General features: G+C 39.4%; 11 protein-coding genes and 1 pseudogene. All 12 read left to right on the top strand.

Features of this window, described 5'->3' with window-relative positions; all coding sequences use genetic code 11:
• Positions 1 to 10: 10 nt before the first annotated feature.
• The 12 genes and pseudogenes from K6V30_RS18400 (at position 11) to K6V30_RS18345 (ending at position 19,603) form a co-directional block, all read left to right on the top strand.
• Positions 11 to 2,086 (top strand): GDSL-type esterase/lipase family protein, encoded by a 2,076-nt coding sequence (locus tag K6V30_RS18400; protein ID WP_055271563.1) that lies wholly within the window; start codon positions 11 to 13, stop codon positions 2,084 to 2,086.
• Between the two features lie 77 nt (positions 2,087 to 2,163).
• Entirely contained in the window at positions 2,164 to 4,758 is a 2,595-nt protein-coding gene (locus tag K6V30_RS18395) for a beta-mannosidase (RefSeq protein ID WP_055271561.1), read from the top strand.
• Positions 4,759 to 4,797: 39 nt separating this feature from the next.
• Positions 4,798 to 7,122, top strand: coding sequence for a glycoside hydrolase family 20 protein (locus K6V30_RS18390; RefSeq protein WP_055271559.1), 2,325 nt, complete (start codon positions 4,798 to 4,800; stop codon positions 7,120 to 7,122).
• Complete coding sequence (locus K6V30_RS18385; protein WP_055271557.1) at positions 7,122 to 9,197, top strand: glycoside hydrolase family 20 protein; 2,076 nt, start codon at positions 7,122 to 7,124, stop codon at positions 9,195 to 9,197. Before K6V30_RS18390 ends, K6V30_RS18385 begins: the two co-directional genes overlap by 1 nt.
• 14 nt (positions 9,198 to 9,211) lie before the next feature.
• Entirely contained in the window at positions 9,212 to 11,716 is a 2,505-nt protein-coding gene (gene galB, locus K6V30_RS18380; RefSeq protein WP_055271555.1) for a beta-galactosidase GalB, read from the top strand.
• A gap of 347 nt (positions 11,717 to 12,063) precedes the next feature.
• Positions 12,064 to 12,618 carry a UpxY family transcription antiterminator gene (locus K6V30_RS18375; RefSeq protein ID WP_022301110.1) on the top strand — a complete coding sequence of 185 codons (555 nt, stop codon included), beginning with the start codon at positions 12,064 to 12,066 and terminating at the stop codon, positions 12,616 to 12,618.
• A gap of 170 nt (positions 12,619 to 12,788) precedes the next feature.
• Entirely contained in the window at positions 12,789 to 13,682 is an 894-nt protein-coding gene (gene rfbA / locus K6V30_RS18370; protein ID WP_010537723.1) for a glucose-1-phosphate thymidylyltransferase RfbA, read from the top strand.
• A 59-nt stretch (positions 13,683 to 13,741) separates the two neighbouring features.
• Positions 13,742 to 13,828: pseudogene (locus tag K6V30_RS18365) on the top strand (dTDP-glucose 4,6-dehydratase); the annotation flags it as partial.
• 49 nt (positions 13,829 to 13,877) lie between these two features.
• Complete coding sequence (locus K6V30_RS18360) at positions 13,878 to 15,413, top strand: lipopolysaccharide biosynthesis protein (RefSeq protein WP_022301108.1); 1,536 nt, start codon at positions 13,878 to 13,880, stop codon at positions 15,411 to 15,413.
• Positions 15,414 to 15,478: 65 nt separating this feature from the next.
• Positions 15,479 to 16,573 (top strand): NAD-dependent epimerase/dehydratase family protein, encoded by a 1,095-nt coding sequence (locus K6V30_RS18355; RefSeq protein ID WP_022301107.1) that lies wholly within the window; start codon positions 15,479 to 15,481, stop codon positions 16,571 to 16,573.
• A 13-nt stretch (positions 16,574 to 16,586) separates the two neighbouring features.
• Positions 16,587 to 18,359, top strand: a complete 1,773-nt coding sequence (locus tag K6V30_RS18350) for a thiamine pyrophosphate-binding protein (RefSeq protein ID WP_010537726.1) — start codon at positions 16,587 to 16,589, stop codon at positions 18,357 to 18,359.
• Between the two features lie 2 nt (positions 18,360 to 18,361).
• The gene (locus K6V30_RS18345) at positions 18,362 to 19,603 is read left to right on the top strand and encodes a polysaccharide pyruvyl transferase family protein (protein ID WP_055271553.1); all 1,242 of its coding nucleotides are present in this window, start codon (positions 18,362 to 18,364) and stop codon (positions 19,601 to 19,603) included.
• The last annotated feature ends 88 nt before the right edge of the window (positions 19,604 to 19,691 follow it).

The following is a 19,691-nucleotide window of genomic DNA, read 5'->3' as shown; positions in this document are numbered from 1 at the left end:
AACAAGAAAAATGAAGAAGTCTTTTATTATTTATTTGTTTCTGACTTTGAGTGTAGTACTCTATGCGCAGCAACATCGTATAAAAGTCGCTTGCATAGGTAATAGTATAACCTATGGTTATGGATTGCCCGACCGGGCTACACAGTCATATCCGGTGCAATTACAGAAAATGCTGGGAGAGTCCTATCAAGTTGAAAACTTCGGTAAGTCCGGTGCTACGCTGTTGAATAAGGGGCACCGGCCTTATATGCAGCAAGATGAATACCACAGGGCTATTGACTTTGCCGGAGATATTGTGGTCATTCACCTGGGCATCAATGATACTGATCCTCGTGACTGGCCCGATTACCGTGATTTCTTTGTGAAAGATTACATTGCACTGATTGACTCTTTTCGGGTTGCCAATCCCGAAGCCCGGATTATGATTGCCAGACTCACACCTATTGCCGACCGTCATCCTCGTTTCCTGTCAGGAACACGTGACTGGCATGGAGAAATACAACTGGCGATTGAAAATGTGGCCCGCTATGCCGGGGTGCAGTTGATTGATTTCCATAAGCCGTTGTACCCTTATCCTTTTATGTTGACGGACGCTGTACATCCTGATCCCGAAGGAGCATTTGTTTTGGCTCAGACAGTATATTCAGCCATCACCGGAGATTATGGCGGACTAAAAATGCCGTTGCTTTATACAGATAATATGGTATTGCAACGGGAGGTTCCATTAACGATTCAGGGAACTGCCAATGCGGGAGATCAAGTGACTGTAAGTATAGCTGACCGACAAATGAAAACAAAGGTAGGTCCGAATGGAAAATGGTCGGTAACGCTGCCTCCTTTAAAGGCAGGGGAGCCTTATACCCTGAAGATTTCAACCAATCAGAAGGTACTTCAATATCATAACGTATTAGCGGGTGAAGTCTGGCTTTGCTCCGGTCAGTCCAATATGGAATTTATGCTGAAACAGGCTTCGACTGCCCGGCTTGATATTCCACGTGCCGCAGATCAGGAGCTTCGTCTGTATGATATGAAAGCGCGTTGGCGCACAAATGCTGTCGAATGGGAAACGACTGTACTTGATTCATTGAATCATCTCCAATATTATAAGGATACAGAGTGGAAAGAATGCGCTCCGGAAACCGTTTCTGATTTTTCGGCAATTGCATACTATTTTGGTAAGATGTTAAGAGACAGTCTGAAAGTTCCGGTTGGATTGATTTGTAATGCTGTTGGTGGTTCTCCCACAGAAGCTTGGATAGATAGAACTAGTCTGGAATATCATTTCCCTGCCATTTTAAAGGATTGGACCCAAAATGATTTTATTCAGGAATGGGTACGTGGACGGGCTGCATTGAATATAAAAAAGTCAGTGAACAATCGGCAGAGACATCCGTATGAGCCCTGTTATTTATATGAGTCGGGTATTCGCCCTTTAGAACAGTATCCGATACGAGGGATAATCTGGTATCAGGGAGAATCGAATGCTCATAATTGGGAAGCCCATGAGGCGTTATTTAAACTACTGGTGAATGCTTGGCGAAAGAACTGGAATGATGATTGCTTACCTTTTTATTATGTGCAATTATCCAGTCTAGATCGTCCGTCCTGGCCTTGGTTTCGTGATAGTCAGCGCAGAATGCTGAATGAAATCTCTGACATCGGAATGGCTGTGTCCAGTGATCATGGTGATTCTTTGGATGTACATCCTACTTGTAAACAACCAGTGGGAGAACGTCTGGCACGATGGGCTTTGAATAAGACATATCTGAAAGACATTGTTCCTTCAGGTCCCTTATTCCGTAGTGCAGATGTTCGGGGTGAGAAGGTTTATTTGTCTTTTGATTATGGACAAGGGATGCGAAGCTCTGATGGAAAGTCTTTGCGATGCTTTGAGGTTGCGGAATTTGAGGGTATCTATTATCCGGCAACGGCTGAGGTGGTAGGAGAACAAGTGAAGGTATACAGTAAAGAAGTACGGAATCCTCGTTATGTACGGTATGGCTGGCAACCTTTCACGCGGGCTAATCTGGTTAATCGTGCGGGACTTCCTGCTTCGACGTTTCGTGCTGAATTTGCGGTGAAATGAGATATTTTGTGGCTTCAATAGGAAATATTTGACAAAAAAGTAATATCTTTACTCCGTTAATATCTAATGCCCCCACTATGATCTTAAATTTGACAGAAAAGATAGCTCCGATAGCATGTGGATTGCTATGTTGCTGTAGTATGGTTTATGCTCAGGGAAATGACACTTCGGAAGTCATGCTACTGGATACCGGTTGGGAATTTTCTCAATCAGGAACAGAAAAGTGGATGTCAGCTACGGTTCCCGGTACGGTCCATCAGGATCTGATCAATCATGAATTACTGCCGAATCCCTTTTATGGAATGAATGAAGAGAAAATTCAATGGGTGGAGAATGAGGACTGGGAATACAGAACCTCTTTTATAGTTTCCGAAGAACAATTGAATCGTGACGGAATCCAGCTTATATTTGAGGGTCTTGATACTTATGCAGACGTATATCTGAATGGTTCATTATTGCTTAAGGCAGATAACATGTTTGTCGGTTATACGGTTCCTGTGAAATCTGTATTGCGAAAGGGCGAGAATCACTTATATATTTATTTCCATTCACCTATCCGGCAAACATTGCCACAATACGCCTCTAATGGTTTTAATTATCCTGCGGATAATGATCATCATGAGAAACATCTTAGTGTGTTTACTCGTAAAGCTCCGTATAGTTACGGTTGGGATTGGGGAATCCGAATGGTGACAAGTGGAGTCTGGCGTCCGGTCACACTTCGTTTTTACGATGTGGCTACCATATCCGATTATCATGTCAGACAAGTATCGCTGACGGATGAAACGGCACGCTTATCTAATGAACTCATTGTAAACCAGATCCTTTCTCAGGAAGTTCCGGCTGAAGTAAGAGTTCGTGTTTCTTTGGATGGTACTGCTGTTGCAGAAGTCAAACAGCAGGTGAAATTGCAGCCCGGAATAAATCATATAACTCTTCCTTCTGAGGTGACGAATCCTGTACGATGGATGCCTAATGGTTGGGGAACTCCGACTTTGTATGACTTCTCTGTTCAGATAGCTTGTGGAGAACGGATTGTTGCAGAGCAATCTCACCGGATCGGTTTGCGAACGATTCGTGTTGTGAATGAAAAAGATAAGAATGGAGAGTCTTTTTATTTTGAGGTCAATGGCATACCGATGTTTGCCAAAGGAGCCAATTATATTCCTCAGGATGCATTGCTGCCTAATGTTACTGCTGAACGATATCAGACCTTGTTCCGTGATATGAAGGAAGCCAATATGAATATGGTTCGTGTATGGGGTGGCGGGACATATGAGAATAATCTTTTCTATGACCTTGCTGATGAGAATGGTATACTCGTCTGGCAGGACTTTATGTTTGCGTGTACTCCTTATCCTTCGGATCCTGCTTTCTTGAAGCGGGTAGAGGCAGAGGCTGTTTATAACATTCGTCGTCTTCGGAATCACGCCTCTTTAGCTATGTGGTGTGGCAATAATGAAATATTGGAAGCATTGAAATATTGGGGCTTTGAGAAGAAGTTTACTCCGGAAGTTTATCAGGGATTATTGCATGGCTATGATAAACTCTTTCATGAATTACTGCCTTCAATGGTCAAAGAATTTGATGCAGATCGTTTCTATGTGCATAGTTCTCCTTACCTTGCCAATTGGGGACGTCCGGAATCGTGGGGGACAGGAGATAGTCATAACTGGGGAGTTTGGTATGGTAAGAAACCTTTTGAGTCTTTGGATACCGATTTGCCGCGTTTTATGAGTGAATTTGGTTTCCAGTCATTCCCGGAAATGAAAACTATTGCAACTTTTGCTGCCCCCGAAGATTATCAGATTGAATCGAAAGTGATGAATGCCCATCAGAAGAGTAGTATTGGAAATTCATTGATTCGTACTTATATGGAACGCGATTATATCATTCCTGAAAGTTTTGAAGATTTTGTCTATGTCGGATTAGTCTTGCAAGGGCAGGGGATGCGACATGGACTGGAAGCTCACAGACGCAATCGTCCTTATTGTATGGGGACATTGTATTGGCAGTTGAACGACAGTTGGCCTGTGGTATCCTGGTCAAGTATTGATTATTATGGAAACTGGAAGGCGTTGCATTATCAGGCAAAACGTGCTTTTGCTCCCATCTTGATTAATCCTATACAGCAGAATGACAGTTTATGTGTCTATCTGATTTCAGATTGGCTGGATGCGATGGAGCAAATGGCATTGGAAATGAAAGTGGTAGATTTTGATGGAAAAACATTAGGCAAGAAGGTGCAGATACATTCGTTGAAAGTTCCGGCTAATACTTCCCAATGTGTTTATCGCATCAATATTGATGGTTGGCTGACTCCCGAGGAGTGTCAACGCTGCTTTTTACAATTGATACTTAAAGATAAATCAGGGCATCCGGTTGCAGAGGCCGTTCATTTCTTTAAAAAAACGAAAGATTTGCAGCTTCCTCCGGCATCAGTATCATATAAAATGAAACAGACAGATGGTAAATGTGAATTGACTCTTTTCTCGTCAACATTGGCAAAAGACCTTTTCATTGAGATTCCATTGCAAGGAGCCCGTTACAGTGACAACTTCTTTGACCTTCTGCCTGGAGAACGTAAAAAAGTGATTATTACTTCTCCTCAGATAAAAAAAGGGGAGGAGTTCTCTGTAAATATCAAGCACATTCGTGAAACCTATAAATAAAACTAATTTATTAACTACTAACACCTAATTTTTTATTTTATGAAACAACTCCTAAAACTAACCGGATGTCTGGCACTGGCAGGGCTAATGAGTTCTTGCGGTTCAGTACAAGAAGAAGCCAATTATCAGATTATCCCGTTACCACAAGAAATTGTCACAACGCAAGTAAACCCCTTTATTCTGAAAAGCGGTGTGAAAATCCTCTATCCGGAAGGAAATGAGAAGATGCAACGTAATGCGAAATTCCTTGCTGAATACCTGAAGACTGCAACCGGCAGAGATTTCTCGATTGAAGCCGGAACAGAAGGAAAAAATGCAATAGTGCTGGCATTGGGATCGGAAGTAGAAAACCCTGAAGCTTATCAGTTGAAAGTCACCGACCAAGGTGTTACGATTACTGCCCCTACAGAAGCTGGAGTTTTTTATGGTATTCAAACGTTGCGTAAGTCATTGCCTATTGCACAGGGAGCTGACGTAGCACTGCCTGCTGTAGAAATTAAAGATGCCCCCCGCTTCGGTTATCGTGGTGCACATTTCGATGTCAGCCGTCATTTCTTCACAATAGATGAAGTGAAGACTTATATTGACATGCTGACCTTGCACAATATGAATCGTCTGCACTGGCATATCACTGATGACCAAGGATGGCGTCTGGAAATCAAAAAATATCCGAAGTTGACAGAGATCGGTTCTCAAAGATCAGGAACTGTAATCGGACGTAACTCAGGCGAATATGATAATACGCCTTATGGTGGATTCTATACGCAGGAACAGGCAAAGGAAATCGTTGACTATGCTGCTGAACGTTATATTACCGTTATTCCGGAAATTGACCTTCCGGGACATATGTTGGCTGCACTTACTGCTTATCCAGAATTAGGATGTACCGGTGGCCCGTATGAAGTATGGAGACAATGGGGAGTAGCCGATGATGTGCTTTGTGCTGGAAATGATCAAGTCTTGAAATTTATAGAAGATGTATATAGTGAATTGATAGATATCTTCCCGTCGGAATATATCCATGTTGGTGGTGACGAATGTCCGAAAGTTAGATGGGAAAAATGTCCGAAATGTCAGGCACGTATCAAAGCATTGGGATTGAAATCGGATAAGAACCATAGTAAAGAGGAACGTTTACAGAGCTTCGTTATCAATCATATCGAAAAATTCCTGAATGATCACGGACGTCAGATTATCGGTTGGGATGAGATTCTGGAAGGCGGACTTGCTCCTAATGCAACTGTTATGTCATGGCGTGGTGAAAGTGGTGGCATTGAAGCTGCCAAGCAGAAACACGATGTTATCATGACACCGAACACTTATCTGTATTTTGATTATTATCAAGCTAAAGATACTGAAAACGAACCTTTTGGTATCGGAGGTTATTTGCCAATCGAAAGAGTTTACAGCTACGAGCCCATGCCGGCCTCTCTTACTCCGGAAGAACAGCAATATATAAAAGGTGTACAAGCTAATCTTTGGACAGAGTATATTGCTACTTTCTCTCATGCTCAATATATGGTATTGCCTCGTTGGGCAGCTTTGTGTGAAGTACAGTGGTCAACACCTGATAAGAAGAACTATGAAGATTTCTTATCTCGTCTTCCACGACTGATTAAATGGTATGATGCAGAAGGATACAATTATGCAAAGCACGTATTTGATGTGAAAGCTGAATTTAATCCGAATCCGGCTGATGGTACTTTAGACATTATACTTTCTACAATCGACAATGCACCTGTCCATTACACTTTGGATGGTACTGAGCCGACTAGCGCTTCTCCAGTTTATGACGGTGTCTTGAAAGTCAAGGAGAATGTAGATTTCTCAGCTATTGCCATTCGTCCCACAGGAAATAGTCGTGTCGTTTCAGAGAAAATCAATTTCAGTAAATCAAGCATGAAGCCGATTGTTGCTAATCAGCCTGTGAATAAACAATATGAGTTTAAAGGTGTGACTACTTTGGTCGATGGCCTGAAGGGAAATGGTAACTATAAAACCGGACGTTGGATTGCATTTAGAGGTAATGATATGGATGTGACCATTGATTTCAAACAGCCTACCGAGATTTCAAGTGTTGCCATTTCTACATGTGTAGAGAAGGGAGACTGGGTATTTGATGCAAGAGAATTTTCTGTGGAGGTATCAGATGATGGCACGAACTTCAAGAAAGTGGCATCCGAAAACTATCCTGCAATGAAGGAAACTGATAAAAATGGCATCTATGACCATAAACTAACATTTACACCTGTAACAGCACAATATGTGAAAGTGATAGCTTCGCCCGAGAAAAGTATTCCGGAATGGCATGGTGGGAAGAATTATCCAGGTTTTTTATTTGTAGACGAAATTACTGTTAATTAATGGATATAAGAAAGAGATACACTAAAGTTTGTCTTTTCTTATGGGTAATCGGGATGTGCTTTTGTGCACATCCCATAAAAGCACAGTCCGTAATACCTGTTCCCTTAAAGATGGAGCAGGGTACGGGCTCTTTTTTACTTTCTGAAAAAACTAAGCTTTATACAAACTTACAAGGAGAAGAAGCTGCTCTTCTTGGCGACTATTTGAAAACTGCCTTATCACTACAATTTAAGGAAGGAAAGAAGAAAGATAAACAGAATGTCTTGTCTTTACTAATATCAGAAAAGAATCCTCTGCTGGTGTTACCGGAAAGTTATATACTGTCTGTTACTCCTGAGCATATTTTAATCAAAGCTTCTTCTGGGGCAGGACTATTTTATGGAATTCAGACATTGTTGCAGCTGTCTCAACCTTCGGGTACAGATTATTCTATAACTTCTGTTGATGTGCAGGATACCCCTCGTTTTGCCTATCGTGGAATGATGCTGGATGTTTCCCGTCACTTCCTCTCTAAAGAATTTGTGAAAAAACAGATAGATGCACTGGCATTTTATAAAATAAACCGATTGCATTTGCATCTGACAGATGCAGCAGGATGGCGACTTGAAATAAAGCAATATCCTTTGTTGACGGAATTTGCAGCTTGGCGTACAGATGCTAACTGGAAGAAGTGGTGGAACGGCGGACGGAAATATCTTCGTTATGATGAACCCGGTGCTTCCGGTGGTTACTATACTCAAGATGATATGAAGGAGATTATTGCATATGCACGACAACATTATATCACAATCATTCCTGAAATAGAGATGCCTTCTCACTCGGAAGAAGTATTGGCTGCCTATCCGCAATTATCCTGTTCGGGCGAACCATACAAGAATGCTGATTTCTGCGTGGGGAATGAAGAGACATTTACTTTCCTGGAAAATGTATTAACTGAGGTAATGGAACTTTTTCCATCGGAATATATACATATAGGCGGTGATGAAGCTGGTAAGGGGGCATGGAAGACTTGTCCGAAATGTCAGAAAAGGATGCAGGATGAACATCTTTCTAATGTAGACGAACTGCAGAGTTATCTGATTCATCGTGTAGAACTGTTCCTGAATGCTCACGGACGTAAGTTATTGGGATGGGATGAAATCCTCCAAGGTGGTTTGGCTCCTAATGCTACTGTAATGTCATGGCGTGGCGAAGAAGGAGGCATTGCTGCTGTACGTTCTGGTCATCAGGCAATAATGACACCCGGTAAATATTGCTATTTGGATAGTTACCAGGACGCTCCATATTCTCAGCCGGAAGCTATCGGAGGGTATCTGCCATTGGAGAAAGTTTATTCGTACAATCCAGTCTCAGATTCTTTAACCGTAGAACAGGCAGAACTTGTTTATGGTGCGCAGGGTAATCTCTGGGCTGAGTATATTCCTACACCGGAACATATGGAGTATATGATATATCCTCGTATCTTGGCTTTGGCAGAAGTGGCGTGGTCAGCTCCTGAACGTAAATCATGGCCCGATTTCCATAATCGTGCTTTAAAAGCGGTTGATGATTTGCAAGCAAAGGGATATCATACCTTTGATCTTAAAAATGAGATTGGAAGTCGTCCGGAGTCTTTAAAACCGATCAACCATCTGGCTGTAGGGAAGAAGGTTATTTATAATGCTCCCTATAGTCCTCATTATCCGGCTCAGGGAAATACAGCTCTGACTGATGGTATTCGTGGCGACTGGACCTATGGAGATGGATCTTGGCAAGGATTTATCGATAAAAAACGTTTGGACGTTATAATTGATATGGGGGCAAGGACTTCCATCCATTCGGTTTCTGCCGATTTTATGCAAGTAGTAGGAGCAGAAGTCTTTCTGCCTGAGTCCGTCCTTATTTCTGTTTCCGATGATGGGACCAGCTTCACAGAGTTGAAACAATACACTTCTAAGGTTAATAAAGAGGAAGCTATTAAATTTATTAGTGTTTCATGGGAAGGCAATGCTAAAGGTCGGTATATACGCTATCAAGCTTGCGCCGGAGAAGAATTTGGCGGATGGATATTTACGGATGAAATAGTTGTGAAATAATTAGATGTATATTTATGACTTTAAATATTAAGAATTTATTAGGAATAGCCGTGCTTTTTTCTTTCTCTGTGATCAGTGCGCAAGTACGTACCTCATACACTTTTGAGAAAGGATGGAAGTTTACGCGTGAAGATAATGCCGATTTTATTCAGCCTGACTATAATGACGTCAAGTGGCAATCGGTAGTAGTACCTCATGACTGGGCTATTTATGGACCTTTTGGTATAGATAATGATAAGCAGTTGACCGCCATTGCCCAAGACGGGCAGAAAGAGGCAATGGAGCATGCCGGACGTACGGGGGGGCTTCCTTTTGTGGGGGTAGGCTGGTATCGGCTGAATTTTGATGCTCCTTCTTTTGCTAAGGGTAAAAAGGCAACATTGATTTTTGATGGAGCTATGAGCCATGCACGTGTATATGTCAACGGTCAGGAGGCTGGCTATTGGCCCTATGGATACAATACTTTCTATCTGGATGTAACCCCTTATCTGAAAGAGGGGATGATGAATACTTTGGCTGTTCGTCTGGAGAATGAAACGGAATCCTCCCGCTGGTATCCGGGAGCCGGACTTTACAGGAATGTGCATTTGGTAGTGACGGAAGATGCACATATTCCGACATGGGGTACACAGTTAACTACTCCGGTAGTAAAGGACGACTATGCGAAAGTTAATATAAAGACTACTTTGGTTGTACCTTCCGGAAAACAATTTGATGCTTATCGTATTGTGACTGAACTAAAAGATAAAAATGGAAAGGTAGTAACTACCAATGAAAAACAAGGTACTCGTTTTGATGATAATGTCTTTAGTCAGGAACTTGTTGTTACTCATCCGGCTTTATGGAGTCCGGAAACTCCTGTCCTGTATCAAGCCGTCTCTAAAGTCTATGAAGGCAATACATTGAAAGATGAATATGTAACATCATTCGGTATCCGTACTATTGAAGTCATTCCCAACAAAGGATTTTTCCTGAATGGGAAGAGAACTCCATTCAAAGGTGTATGCAATCATCATGATCTCGGTCCTTTGGGAGGTGCCGTAAATGATGCCGCCATCCGTCATCAGATTCGTATCCTGAAAGATATGGGCTGTAATGCGATCCGTACTTCTCATAATATGCCTGCTCCTGAATTGATCAGAGCTTGTGATGAGATGGGAATTATGGTGATGGCAGAATCGTTTGATGAATGGAAAGCTATGAAGGTAAGGAACGGCTATCGCCATGTTTTTGACGAATGGGCAGTGAAGGATTTGACGAACTTAATACGCCATTATCGTAATAATCCGAGTGTGGTGATGTGGTGTATCGGAAATGAGGTTCCCGAACAGTGGGATGGGAATAAAGGACCTAAAATGTCTTATTTCCTGCAAGAAATCTGTCATCGTGAAGACCTGACCCGTCCTGTCACACAGGGGATGGATGCACCGGATGCCGTTGTCAATAATAATATGGCTGCAGTAATGGATGTTGCCGGATTTAACTATAGACCGCATAAATATCAGGAAAATTATAAAAAGCTTCCCCAGCAGATTGTTTTGGGGAGTGAGACTGCTTCTACAGTTAGCTCTCGTGGAGTATACAAATTCCCCGTTACCCGTCAATGGATGAAGAAGTATGACGATCATCAGTCTTCTTCTTATGATGTAGAGTCTTGCTCCTGGTCCAATCTTCCCGAAGATGACTTTATCCAGCATGAAGATCTGCCTTATTGTATAGGAGAGTTTGTTTGGACAGGATTCGATTATCTGGGCGAACCGACTCCCTATTATACAGATTGGCCTAGTCATTCTTCCCTGTTTGGTATTATCGATTTAGCAGGTTTGCCGAAAGATCGCTACTATCTCTATCGCAGTCACTGGAATAAAGAAGAGGAAACACTGCATATTCTTCCTCATTGGAACTGGGCGGGACGTGAAGGAGAGATAACTCCTGTCTTTGTCTATACTAACTATCCTTCAGCTGAATTATTTATCAATGGAAAGAGTCAGGGAAAACGTACCAAAGACCTTTCTGTAACCATCAATAATAGTGCCGACTCTGTTTCAATAATGAACTTGAAGCGTCAGAGTCGTTATCGTCTGATGTGGATGGATACAAAATATGAGCCGGGTACGGTGAAAGTTGTGGCTTATGATGCAAATGGTAAAGCTGTAGCTGAAAAAGAACTTCATACAGCCGGTACTCCCGACCATATTGAATTGGTAGCTGATCGTGATGTTATTAAGGCAGACGGGAAAGATCTCTCTTTTGTGACAGTACGTGTAGTAGACAAAGATGGTAATCTGTGTCCAGATGCCTCCCATGAGATTAGTTTCAAAGTGAAAGGAGCAGGCACTTATCGTGCAGGAGCTAATGGGAATGCAGCTTCTTTGGAATCTTTCCAGCGTCCGAGGATGAAAGTCTTTAGTGGCATGATGACTGCTATTGTGTCTTCAACAGAACAATCGGGAAAAATAACCCTTGAAGCTACGGGTAAGGGCTTAAAAAAGGGAGTCTTGATCATTGAAAGCCGCTAGGAAGCTAAGAAGTAAGAAATATCGTTGTAATATGTGTAATTCCTCTAAGTGTATCGCTATGAAACACTTAGAGGAATTTCTGTTGGCTCAGGCAAGAGTTTAACATCTTGGTGGGCAAAATAAAAGCTGTAAAAGTATGTTCTTTTATTAAATTGTATTACTTTTGCATCGTTTTAGTACTGTATCCGTTTCTCTATGAACCTTGGTTCTTATATGGAGATAAGATAAAAAGGCTAAATCCTTAAGAGATGCGCTACTGCTTCATAAATGGATTTCATTTGTGGAAGTCAGGGCGCTTTTGTCTTTTAAGTAAGTGATGAAATAAAAACAAGGGGTAATGGGTGATAATGAATGATTTGGACAAAGAACGACAAACAGAGGGAAGTAAGGCATGGTATGCCATACAAACCTTCTATTGTAAAGAAGAGCATTTGGGGAAATATTTGGAGGAAAAAGGGGTAAATTATTTTATTCCGATGCGTTTTGTAGAGTATGAGACACTCGATGGTAAAAAGCATCGGAAGCTGACTCCAGCTGTACACAATCTGCTGTTTATCGAGAAAGAATTTACGGAAAAGGAACTATTAGAGAGGGTAAAGGATTGTACTATACCTTTTCTGCTTGTTCGTGACCGGAGTACACGGCGGTGTTATGAAATTCCAGACCATGAGATGTTGGAATTCCGTGCCGTATGCGATCCTAATTATAAAGGAACTCTTTATGTCGATACAGTTACAGCAGAAGCCCGTCCCGGACAAGCAGTTCGGGTGATCCGTGGCCCGTTTGCCGGACTCGAAGGCAAACTTACGCAATACAAGAAGAGCTATTACGTAGTTGTTACGTTGGCTACTATCGGCGTCATGCTGCACATTCCAAAGTGGTATTGCGAAAAAATCAACTAATCATAACATTACGATCATCTGGTCGACACCTTGTCGTCGGACAACTTATGTCTGGCTTGTAGAACTATTTTTCAAATTCAGAAGATAATCTATTTATTTAATAAAATATTCAGTTTTTGAGTAGAAGGATATATCCTGCTATTCTAATTTTGAGTACTCATAACAAATCAATGAAAGGAATCGTTTTAGCCGGTGGTTCAGGTACCCGTTTGTATCCGATCACAAAAGGAGTGAGCAAACAACTGCTCCCTATCTTTGATAAGCCAATGATTTATTACCCTATTTCAGTGCTGATGTTGGCTGGTATCCGTGAGATTTTAATAATTTCTACTCCTTATGATCTTCCAGGCTTTAAACGCCTTTTGGGAGATGGTTCAGATTATGGTGTGCGTTTCGAATATGCGGAGCAGCCTTCTCCGGATGGATTGGCCCAGGCTTTTATTATCGGAGAAGAATTTATCGGTAACGATTCTGCTTGTTTAGTGCTCGGTGATAATATTTTCTATGGACAAAGTTTCACCCGTATGCTTAAAGAGGCTGTTCGTACTGCAGAAGAAGAAAATAAAGCTACTGTTTTCGGATATTGGGTTGCTGATCCAGAACGATATGGTGTTGCTGAATTTGATAAAGAGGGAAATGTCTTAAGTATAGAAGAAAAACCTGTTCAGCCAAAATCTAATTATGCAGTAGTTGGTCTTTATTTCTATCCTAATAAAGTGGTGGAGGTAGCTAAAAATATCAAACCGTCTTCGCGTGGTGAATTAGAGATTACGACAGTGAATCAGCAATTCCTGAATGATCAGGAACTTAAAGTGCAGCTACTGGGGCGTGGATTCGCCTGGCTAGATACGGGAACGCATGATTCTCTTTCAGAAGCCAGTACTTTTATTGAAGTTATAGAAAAACGTCAAGGTTTGAAAGTAGCCTGCTTGGAGGGTATCGCTTTGCGTCATGGATGGATAACTGAAGATAAAATGCGCGAACTGGCCAAGCCTATGTTGAAGAATCAATATGGACAATATTTGCTTAAAGTCGTAGATGAATTAAAAATGAGTTGTTTATAATCTATAATTGCTCTGATAAGTATAATTATATAGATGCAAACTTCAGTTTTAATGATTAACCTGTATATGGCAAAAGAGAAAATGTATGTGATTGGTTGTACGTCATTGATCATGCTCGTGCTATTGATGTGATTTTTCATAATGGGGGGAGATAGCCAAAACTTATACCATACACTAGATTAGTACTAAATAATAATGACAGAATATTCTAGTAATAATAAGCGAATAGTTAAAAATACATTATTGCTATATATCCGTATGATGTTTACAATGGCAGTGGCGTTGTTTACAAGTCGTGTAGTGTTAAATGCTCTTGGAATTAGCGATTTTGGTATTTACAATGTTGTTGGTGGGTTTATAGCAATGTTTACTGTACTAAGTGGTAGCTTTTCTAATGCAATTACGCGTTTTATAACTTTTGAGTTAGGTAAGAAAGATTCTCAAAGGTTAAATGCTGTCTTTTGTACAGGTGTAAATATTCAGTTGATAATGTCTGTGGTAATTGTTATTGCGGCAGAAATTATAGGTCTGTGGTTTTTGAATTATCACATGAGTATTCCTGATGACAGATTGAATGCTGCTCATTGGGTATTACAATGTGCTATTGGTGCATTTGTTCTAAATTTGATAAGTGTTCCGTTTAATGCTGAAATTATAGCTCACGAAGAAATGGGGGCTTATGCTGTGATTAGTATTGTTAATGCAGTTCTACAGTTAATTATTGCATATATGCTGTACTTGTCGCCATTAGACAAGTTGAAAACATATTCGGTATTATATTTGGTTGTTGCATTTATTATTCGTACAATATATGGTATTTATTGCAGGCGTAAGTTTGAAGAATGTACCTATCATTTACTTCTTGATAAAGACTTGTTTTCCGAAATGGGTAAATTTGCTGGTTGGAACTTTCTAGGTTCATCAGCTTTTATGCTGAACACACAAGGCGTAAATATGCTGATGAATATTTATTTCGGTGTGGCAGCAAACGCAGCTCGTGGTATTGCCGTACAAGTTGATTCGGCAGTAAAATCTTTCGCCAATAGTTTTACTACAGCAATTAATCCTCAGATAACGAAATCTTATTCTGCAGGAGAATTGGATTATATGTATCAATTGGTTTGTCGTGGAGCAAAGTTTAGTGCTTTTCTATTTCTGTTTATTGCGGTGCCTATTGTGCTTGAAACACCGACAATACTGAAAATTTGGCTTAAAACTGTTCCAGAATATACGATTGTGTTTGTAAGGCTGATAGTGTTTTCTTCATTTGTAGATTCTCTATTAGGAAATTCATTTTGGACTGCTATTATGGCGACTGGTAAGATAAAAGGCTATCAGATAGTCATAGCAATTGTCGGAGTTATGGTTTTTCCTTTTTCATGGTTATGTTTTGAATTTGGTTGTGGTCCTGAATCTACTTATATTGTATACATAATTATTTATTGTATAGCATTGCTGGTTCGTTTGTATTTTATGAAAGTACTATTATATATGCCATTGAGTTATTTCTTTAGAGATGTATTGGGACGTGTAGCTGGCGTTATGTTATTAACATTTATAATCCCATTACCATTACTTTTGGTTTTAGACGGTGGTTGGATTAGATTATCTGTTGTTTGTTTGTGCAGTTTGCTTGTAACATCTGCTGTTGTTTATACAATAGGTCTCACACAGAGTGAGAAAGTTACTGTTACGTCCAAGTTAAAGAAAATCGTACAGAGGTTTTCATAAGAATGTAATTTTTGCAAAAGTCTTAAAGCGGAATATATGAATTTAAATGTAAAAAGTGGCATTTTATGAATAATCAAAGATTAAAAATTTTATTATTGGGTGGAACTGGGGCGATGGGAATACATCTTTCGAAGATATTGAATAATCAAGGGGAGGATGTGTATGTGACTACACGTAGAGAACGTAAAGGTGTAGGAATTACTTATATACAGGGTAATGCACATGAAACCGCTTTCTTAAGTGATATTTTACGAAAGTATCATTTTGATGTACTTATTGATTTTATGATTTATAATACATCAGAGTTTGCAGATAGAGTGGATTTGCTGTTATCTTCCGTAGGACAATACATTTTTCTGTCGAGTTCCAGAGTTTATGCCGATTCGGAAACTCCTATAACGGAAAATTCTCCGCGTCTTTTAGATGTATATAAAGATGAAGAATATCTCAAAACAGATGAATATGCTCTTAGTAAGGCGCGGCAAGAAGATATTCTTCACAGATCCGGAAAAAATAATTGGACAGTTATTCGCCCGTATATTACATATAGTGAAATTCGTTTGCAATTAGGTGTGTTAGAAAAAGAATTATGGCTTTATCGTGCTTTGAATGGACGAACGATCGTTTTTTCAAAGGACATCGCAGAAAAAAGTACTACGCTTACATATGGGTATGATGTAGCATTGGGAATAGCATCAATAATCGGTAAAGAAACAGCTTTTGGGGAGGCATTTCATATAACATCGGATGAAAGTTATACATGGAAGGAAATATTGGAAATCTATCTTGATACTATAGAAAAGAAAACTGGGATGCGTCCAAAAGTGCTGTTACTTGATAAAAGTCCACATTTGGAATGGATAGGTGCGAAATGGCAGGTTATATTGGATAGATATTATAACAGGCGGTTTGATAATAGTAAGATACAGCAGTATATAGATACATCCCAATTTGTACGAACCGAAAGTGGACTAATATCTTGTCTTGAATCTTTTCTTTGTCATCCTCAATTTAAAAAAATGGGATGGGGTATACAGGGTACATATGACAGAATAACTGGAGAGTGGGCTCCATTTAGTGAGATCTCTATAATAAAAGATTGTATAAGTTATTTGCTTCATAGAACTGTAGTGCCCCCAAAAAGTAAATTGTCAATATAAATATCAGATAAATATGAAAGAGTATTATTCAGCAGAGCGTAATGTACAGATTGTTATAGCTTTGCTTAAAGCCTATAATATAAAGAAAATAGTTGCAAGTCCAGGTACTACTAATATACCTTTTGTATGTAGTGCTCAAAATGACTCTTATTTTGAAATGTATTCATGTGTTGATGAACGTTCGGCAGCATATATGGCCTGTGGACTTTCGGCAGAATCTGGTGAGCCTGTCGTATTAACATGTACAGGCGCTACCGCATCTCGCAACTATTTTTCAGGTTTGACAGAGGCTTTTTATCGCAGACTTCCGATTTTAGCATTGACTTCAACACGTCCATTGTCATATATTGGTAACCATTTAGCCCAAGTTATTGATCGTACGGCAGTTCCAAATGATATTGTAAAAATTAGTGTGTTTGCCCCTCTTGTAAAAGACAGTAATGATGAATGGGATTGCCAATTGAAGGTCAACAGAGCGTTGATTGCATTAAAGAAAGATGGGGGGGGGCCTGTACATATTGATTTGGAAACAAACAGTAGCTTTGATTTTTCTGTGCAAGAAATAAAAGATGTTCATGCTATACAGTATATTACGATACGTGATACTTTTCCAATATTACCGAAAGGACGTATTGCTATTTTTGTCGGTTCGCATACAACCTTTACACAAGAACTTACTGTAGCAATAGATATTTTCTGTGAAAACAATAATGGTGTTGTTTATTGTGATCAAACAAGCAATTATCGTGGAAAGTATAGGATTATGTCTTCTTTGTTGGGATGCCAAGATAAATACAAGAGCGTTGCTTGCCATATGGATCTACTCATTTATATCGGTGATATATGTGGTGCTTATGAATCAGTGCTGCTTATGCCTAAGGCAAAGACTGTTTGGCGTGTAAGCGAAGATGGTATTATTCGCGATCCTTCACATAGTTTATCGAAGATGTTTTATATGCAGGAGGTTGACTTCTTTAATCATTATATTGAAGCGCAGACGAATGAAAAGAACTTATCCTTTTATAATGAATGTAAGCAAGATTACGATCATCTTTATTCACTGATATCGAAGAAAATACCATTTTCGAATATTTGGTTAGCATATGAGTTGTCTCCACGTATTCCGGAAGGTAGTGTGATGCATTATGCTATTTTAAACTCATTACGTGCATGGAGTTTCTTTGAAACGCCTAATACTGTGAGGGGATATAGTAATGTAGGGGGATTTGGTATTGATGGTAATATTTCTGCGTTGATAGGTGCTTCATTGTATAATAAGGATAGATTGTATTTCGGTATAATAGGTGACTTGGCATTTTTCTATGACATGAATACATTAGGCAATAGACATGTAGGGAAAAATGTCAGAATATTACTTGTAAATAATGGCAAAGGTATGGAATTTCGTAACTATACACATCCAGCCTCACGTTTTAGCGATGTACTTGTGGACCAGTATATGGATGGTGCTGGGCATTTTGGACAGAAGTCAATATCGTTGGTACGTCATTACGCTGAAGATTTAGGATATGAATATCTAACAGCTTCCTGTAAAGTAAGTTTTAGTAAAAATGTAGAACGTTTTCTTATTCCTGAGATTACAGATAAACCTATGATTTTTGAGGTTTTTACAGAACAAGTTGATGAGAATGAGGCTTTGTATACAATACGTAATTTAGAAAAGTCTACAGATAAGATTATGGAAAGTATAGCAAAGAAATTAATTGTCAATGTAGCAGGGGAAGAGGGATTTGAAAAAGTGAAAAAAATAATTAGAGGTAGATAATAATGAAAATTGGTATATTGACATTTTATCGTGTAGCTAATTTTGGAGCTAATTTGCAGGCGTTATCTACTTATAGTTACCTATGTAAACATGGACACGAGGTAGTATTTCTTGAATATGTATCTTTTCAAACAGTATGGTTAAGATTAGTCTCATATTACAAGAACTTTATAAAGCCAAAACGTAGCTATTTGCAGTTGGCAGAACATTTTAAGTTTATTGATAATAATATGAAAGAGCAAATACCACATTTGCTAACTGCTGACCGAGTAAGGAATGCTATAAAAAAACATGGAATTGATGCTGTGATAATAGGTTCTGATGCAGTTGTACAGAATTGGCCGTTATTTTCAACATTAAAGTTAGGTAAACGGCGTCCATATTGGATTGAGCCATTGCCTTCAGAACGTCGTTACCCCAATCCTTTTTGGGGGTATGGTTTTTCTGATATCATACCTACGGCTATGATGTCTGTGTCATCACAGAATAGTAAATATCAGAAATTTAGTAGGTATATGCTTAAGCGCATGGGCAAAAGTTTGAAAAGACTGAAATATATTTCGGTGCGTGATGCTTGGACCAAGGACATGATGCTTGCTGCAGGACCTGAACTTTCAATTGACATCACTCCAGATCCTGTTTTTGCTCTTAATCAAAATGTAGGAGAAAAGATACCTTTGGAAGAGGATATTCGTAATCGTTTTGTTCTTCCCGATAAATATGTATTGATAGGGATGCGAACTCAGATCTTGTCTATACCTTTTCTTGAAGCTCTAAATGACGCTATGCGGATAGAAGGTAAAGAGTGTGTTGCTTTCCCTATAGATGGAGCAATGGCATTCAGTCATCCATTTAAACACTCAATATCTATACCACTTTCTCCACTTGATTGGTATGCTTTGATTAAATATTCAGCAGGATATGTAGGAAGCAATATGCACCCTATCGTATCTAGTTTGGCGAATGGTGTTCCTTGTTATAGTTTAGATAATTGGGGAAGTACAAATTTCTGGGGAAAAAAGGAAAATAATGCTAGTAGCAAAGTTTTTGATATTTTGAAACAATACGGGTTGGAGAATAATTGGGCTCAAATAGAAAATAATGTATGTAATGTTACTGTTAATGAAATAGTTAAGAGATTAAAAGAATATCCAATTGAACAGGTTATTACAATTTCAAAGGTAAGATATGCAAAATATGAAAAAATGATGCAGGATATTATTGAATCTCTGTTTGGCAGATAAGTATATTCAAAATCTTTTGAATATTAAGAATGAAAAGTTACAATACTCTTAGAATCATAAAGAAAGCTATTACTATATATATGCTATT

Origin of the sequence: Bacteroides faecis (assembly GCF_020091505.1) — a bacterium.
Lineage (GTDB): Bacteria > Bacteroidota > Bacteroidia > Bacteroidales > Bacteroidaceae > Bacteroides > Bacteroides faecis.
The sequence above is the reverse complement of the archived record's forward strand: the minus strand, read 5'-3'. Positions and strand labels throughout refer to the sequence as shown.

What these genes read in the sequence shown, in the direction of transcription:
- K6V30_RS18350 (WP_010537726.1), top strand. Translation starts at nt 16,587, where the DNA reads ATGAAAGAGTATTATTCAGCAGAGCGTAATGTACAGATTGTTATAGCT.
- galB (WP_055271555.1), top strand. Translation starts at nt 9,212, where the DNA reads ATGACTTTAAATATTAAGAATTTATTAGGAATAGCCGTGCTTTTTTCT.
- K6V30_RS18345 (WP_055271553.1), top strand. Translation starts at nt 18,362, where the DNA reads ATGAAAATTGGTATATTGACATTTTATCGTGTAGCTAATTTTGGAGCT.
- K6V30_RS18400 (WP_055271563.1), top strand. Translation starts at nt 11, where the DNA reads ATGAAGAAGTCTTTTATTATTTATTTGTTTCTGACTTTGAGTGTAGTA.
- K6V30_RS18390 (WP_055271559.1), top strand. Translation starts at nt 4,798, where the DNA reads ATGAAACAACTCCTAAAACTAACCGGATGTCTGGCACTGGCAGGGCTA.
- K6V30_RS18395 (WP_055271561.1), top strand. Translation starts at nt 2,164, where the DNA reads ATGATCTTAAATTTGACAGAAAAGATAGCTCCGATAGCATGTGGATTG.
- K6V30_RS18355 (WP_022301107.1), top strand. Translation starts at nt 15,479, where the DNA reads ATGAATAATCAAAGATTAAAAATTTTATTATTGGGTGGAACTGGGGCG.
- rfbA (WP_010537723.1), top strand. Translation starts at nt 12,789, where the DNA reads ATGAAAGGAATCGTTTTAGCCGGTGGTTCAGGTACCCGTTTGTATCCG.
- K6V30_RS18375 (WP_022301110.1), top strand. Translation starts at nt 12,064, where the DNA reads ATGAATGATTTGGACAAAGAACGACAAACAGAGGGAAGTAAGGCATGG.
- K6V30_RS18385 (WP_055271557.1), top strand. Translation starts at nt 7,122, where the DNA reads ATGGATATAAGAAAGAGATACACTAAAGTTTGTCTTTTCTTATGGGTA.
- K6V30_RS18360 (WP_022301108.1), top strand. Translation starts at nt 13,878, where the DNA reads ATGACAGAATATTCTAGTAATAATAAGCGAATAGTTAAAAATACATTA.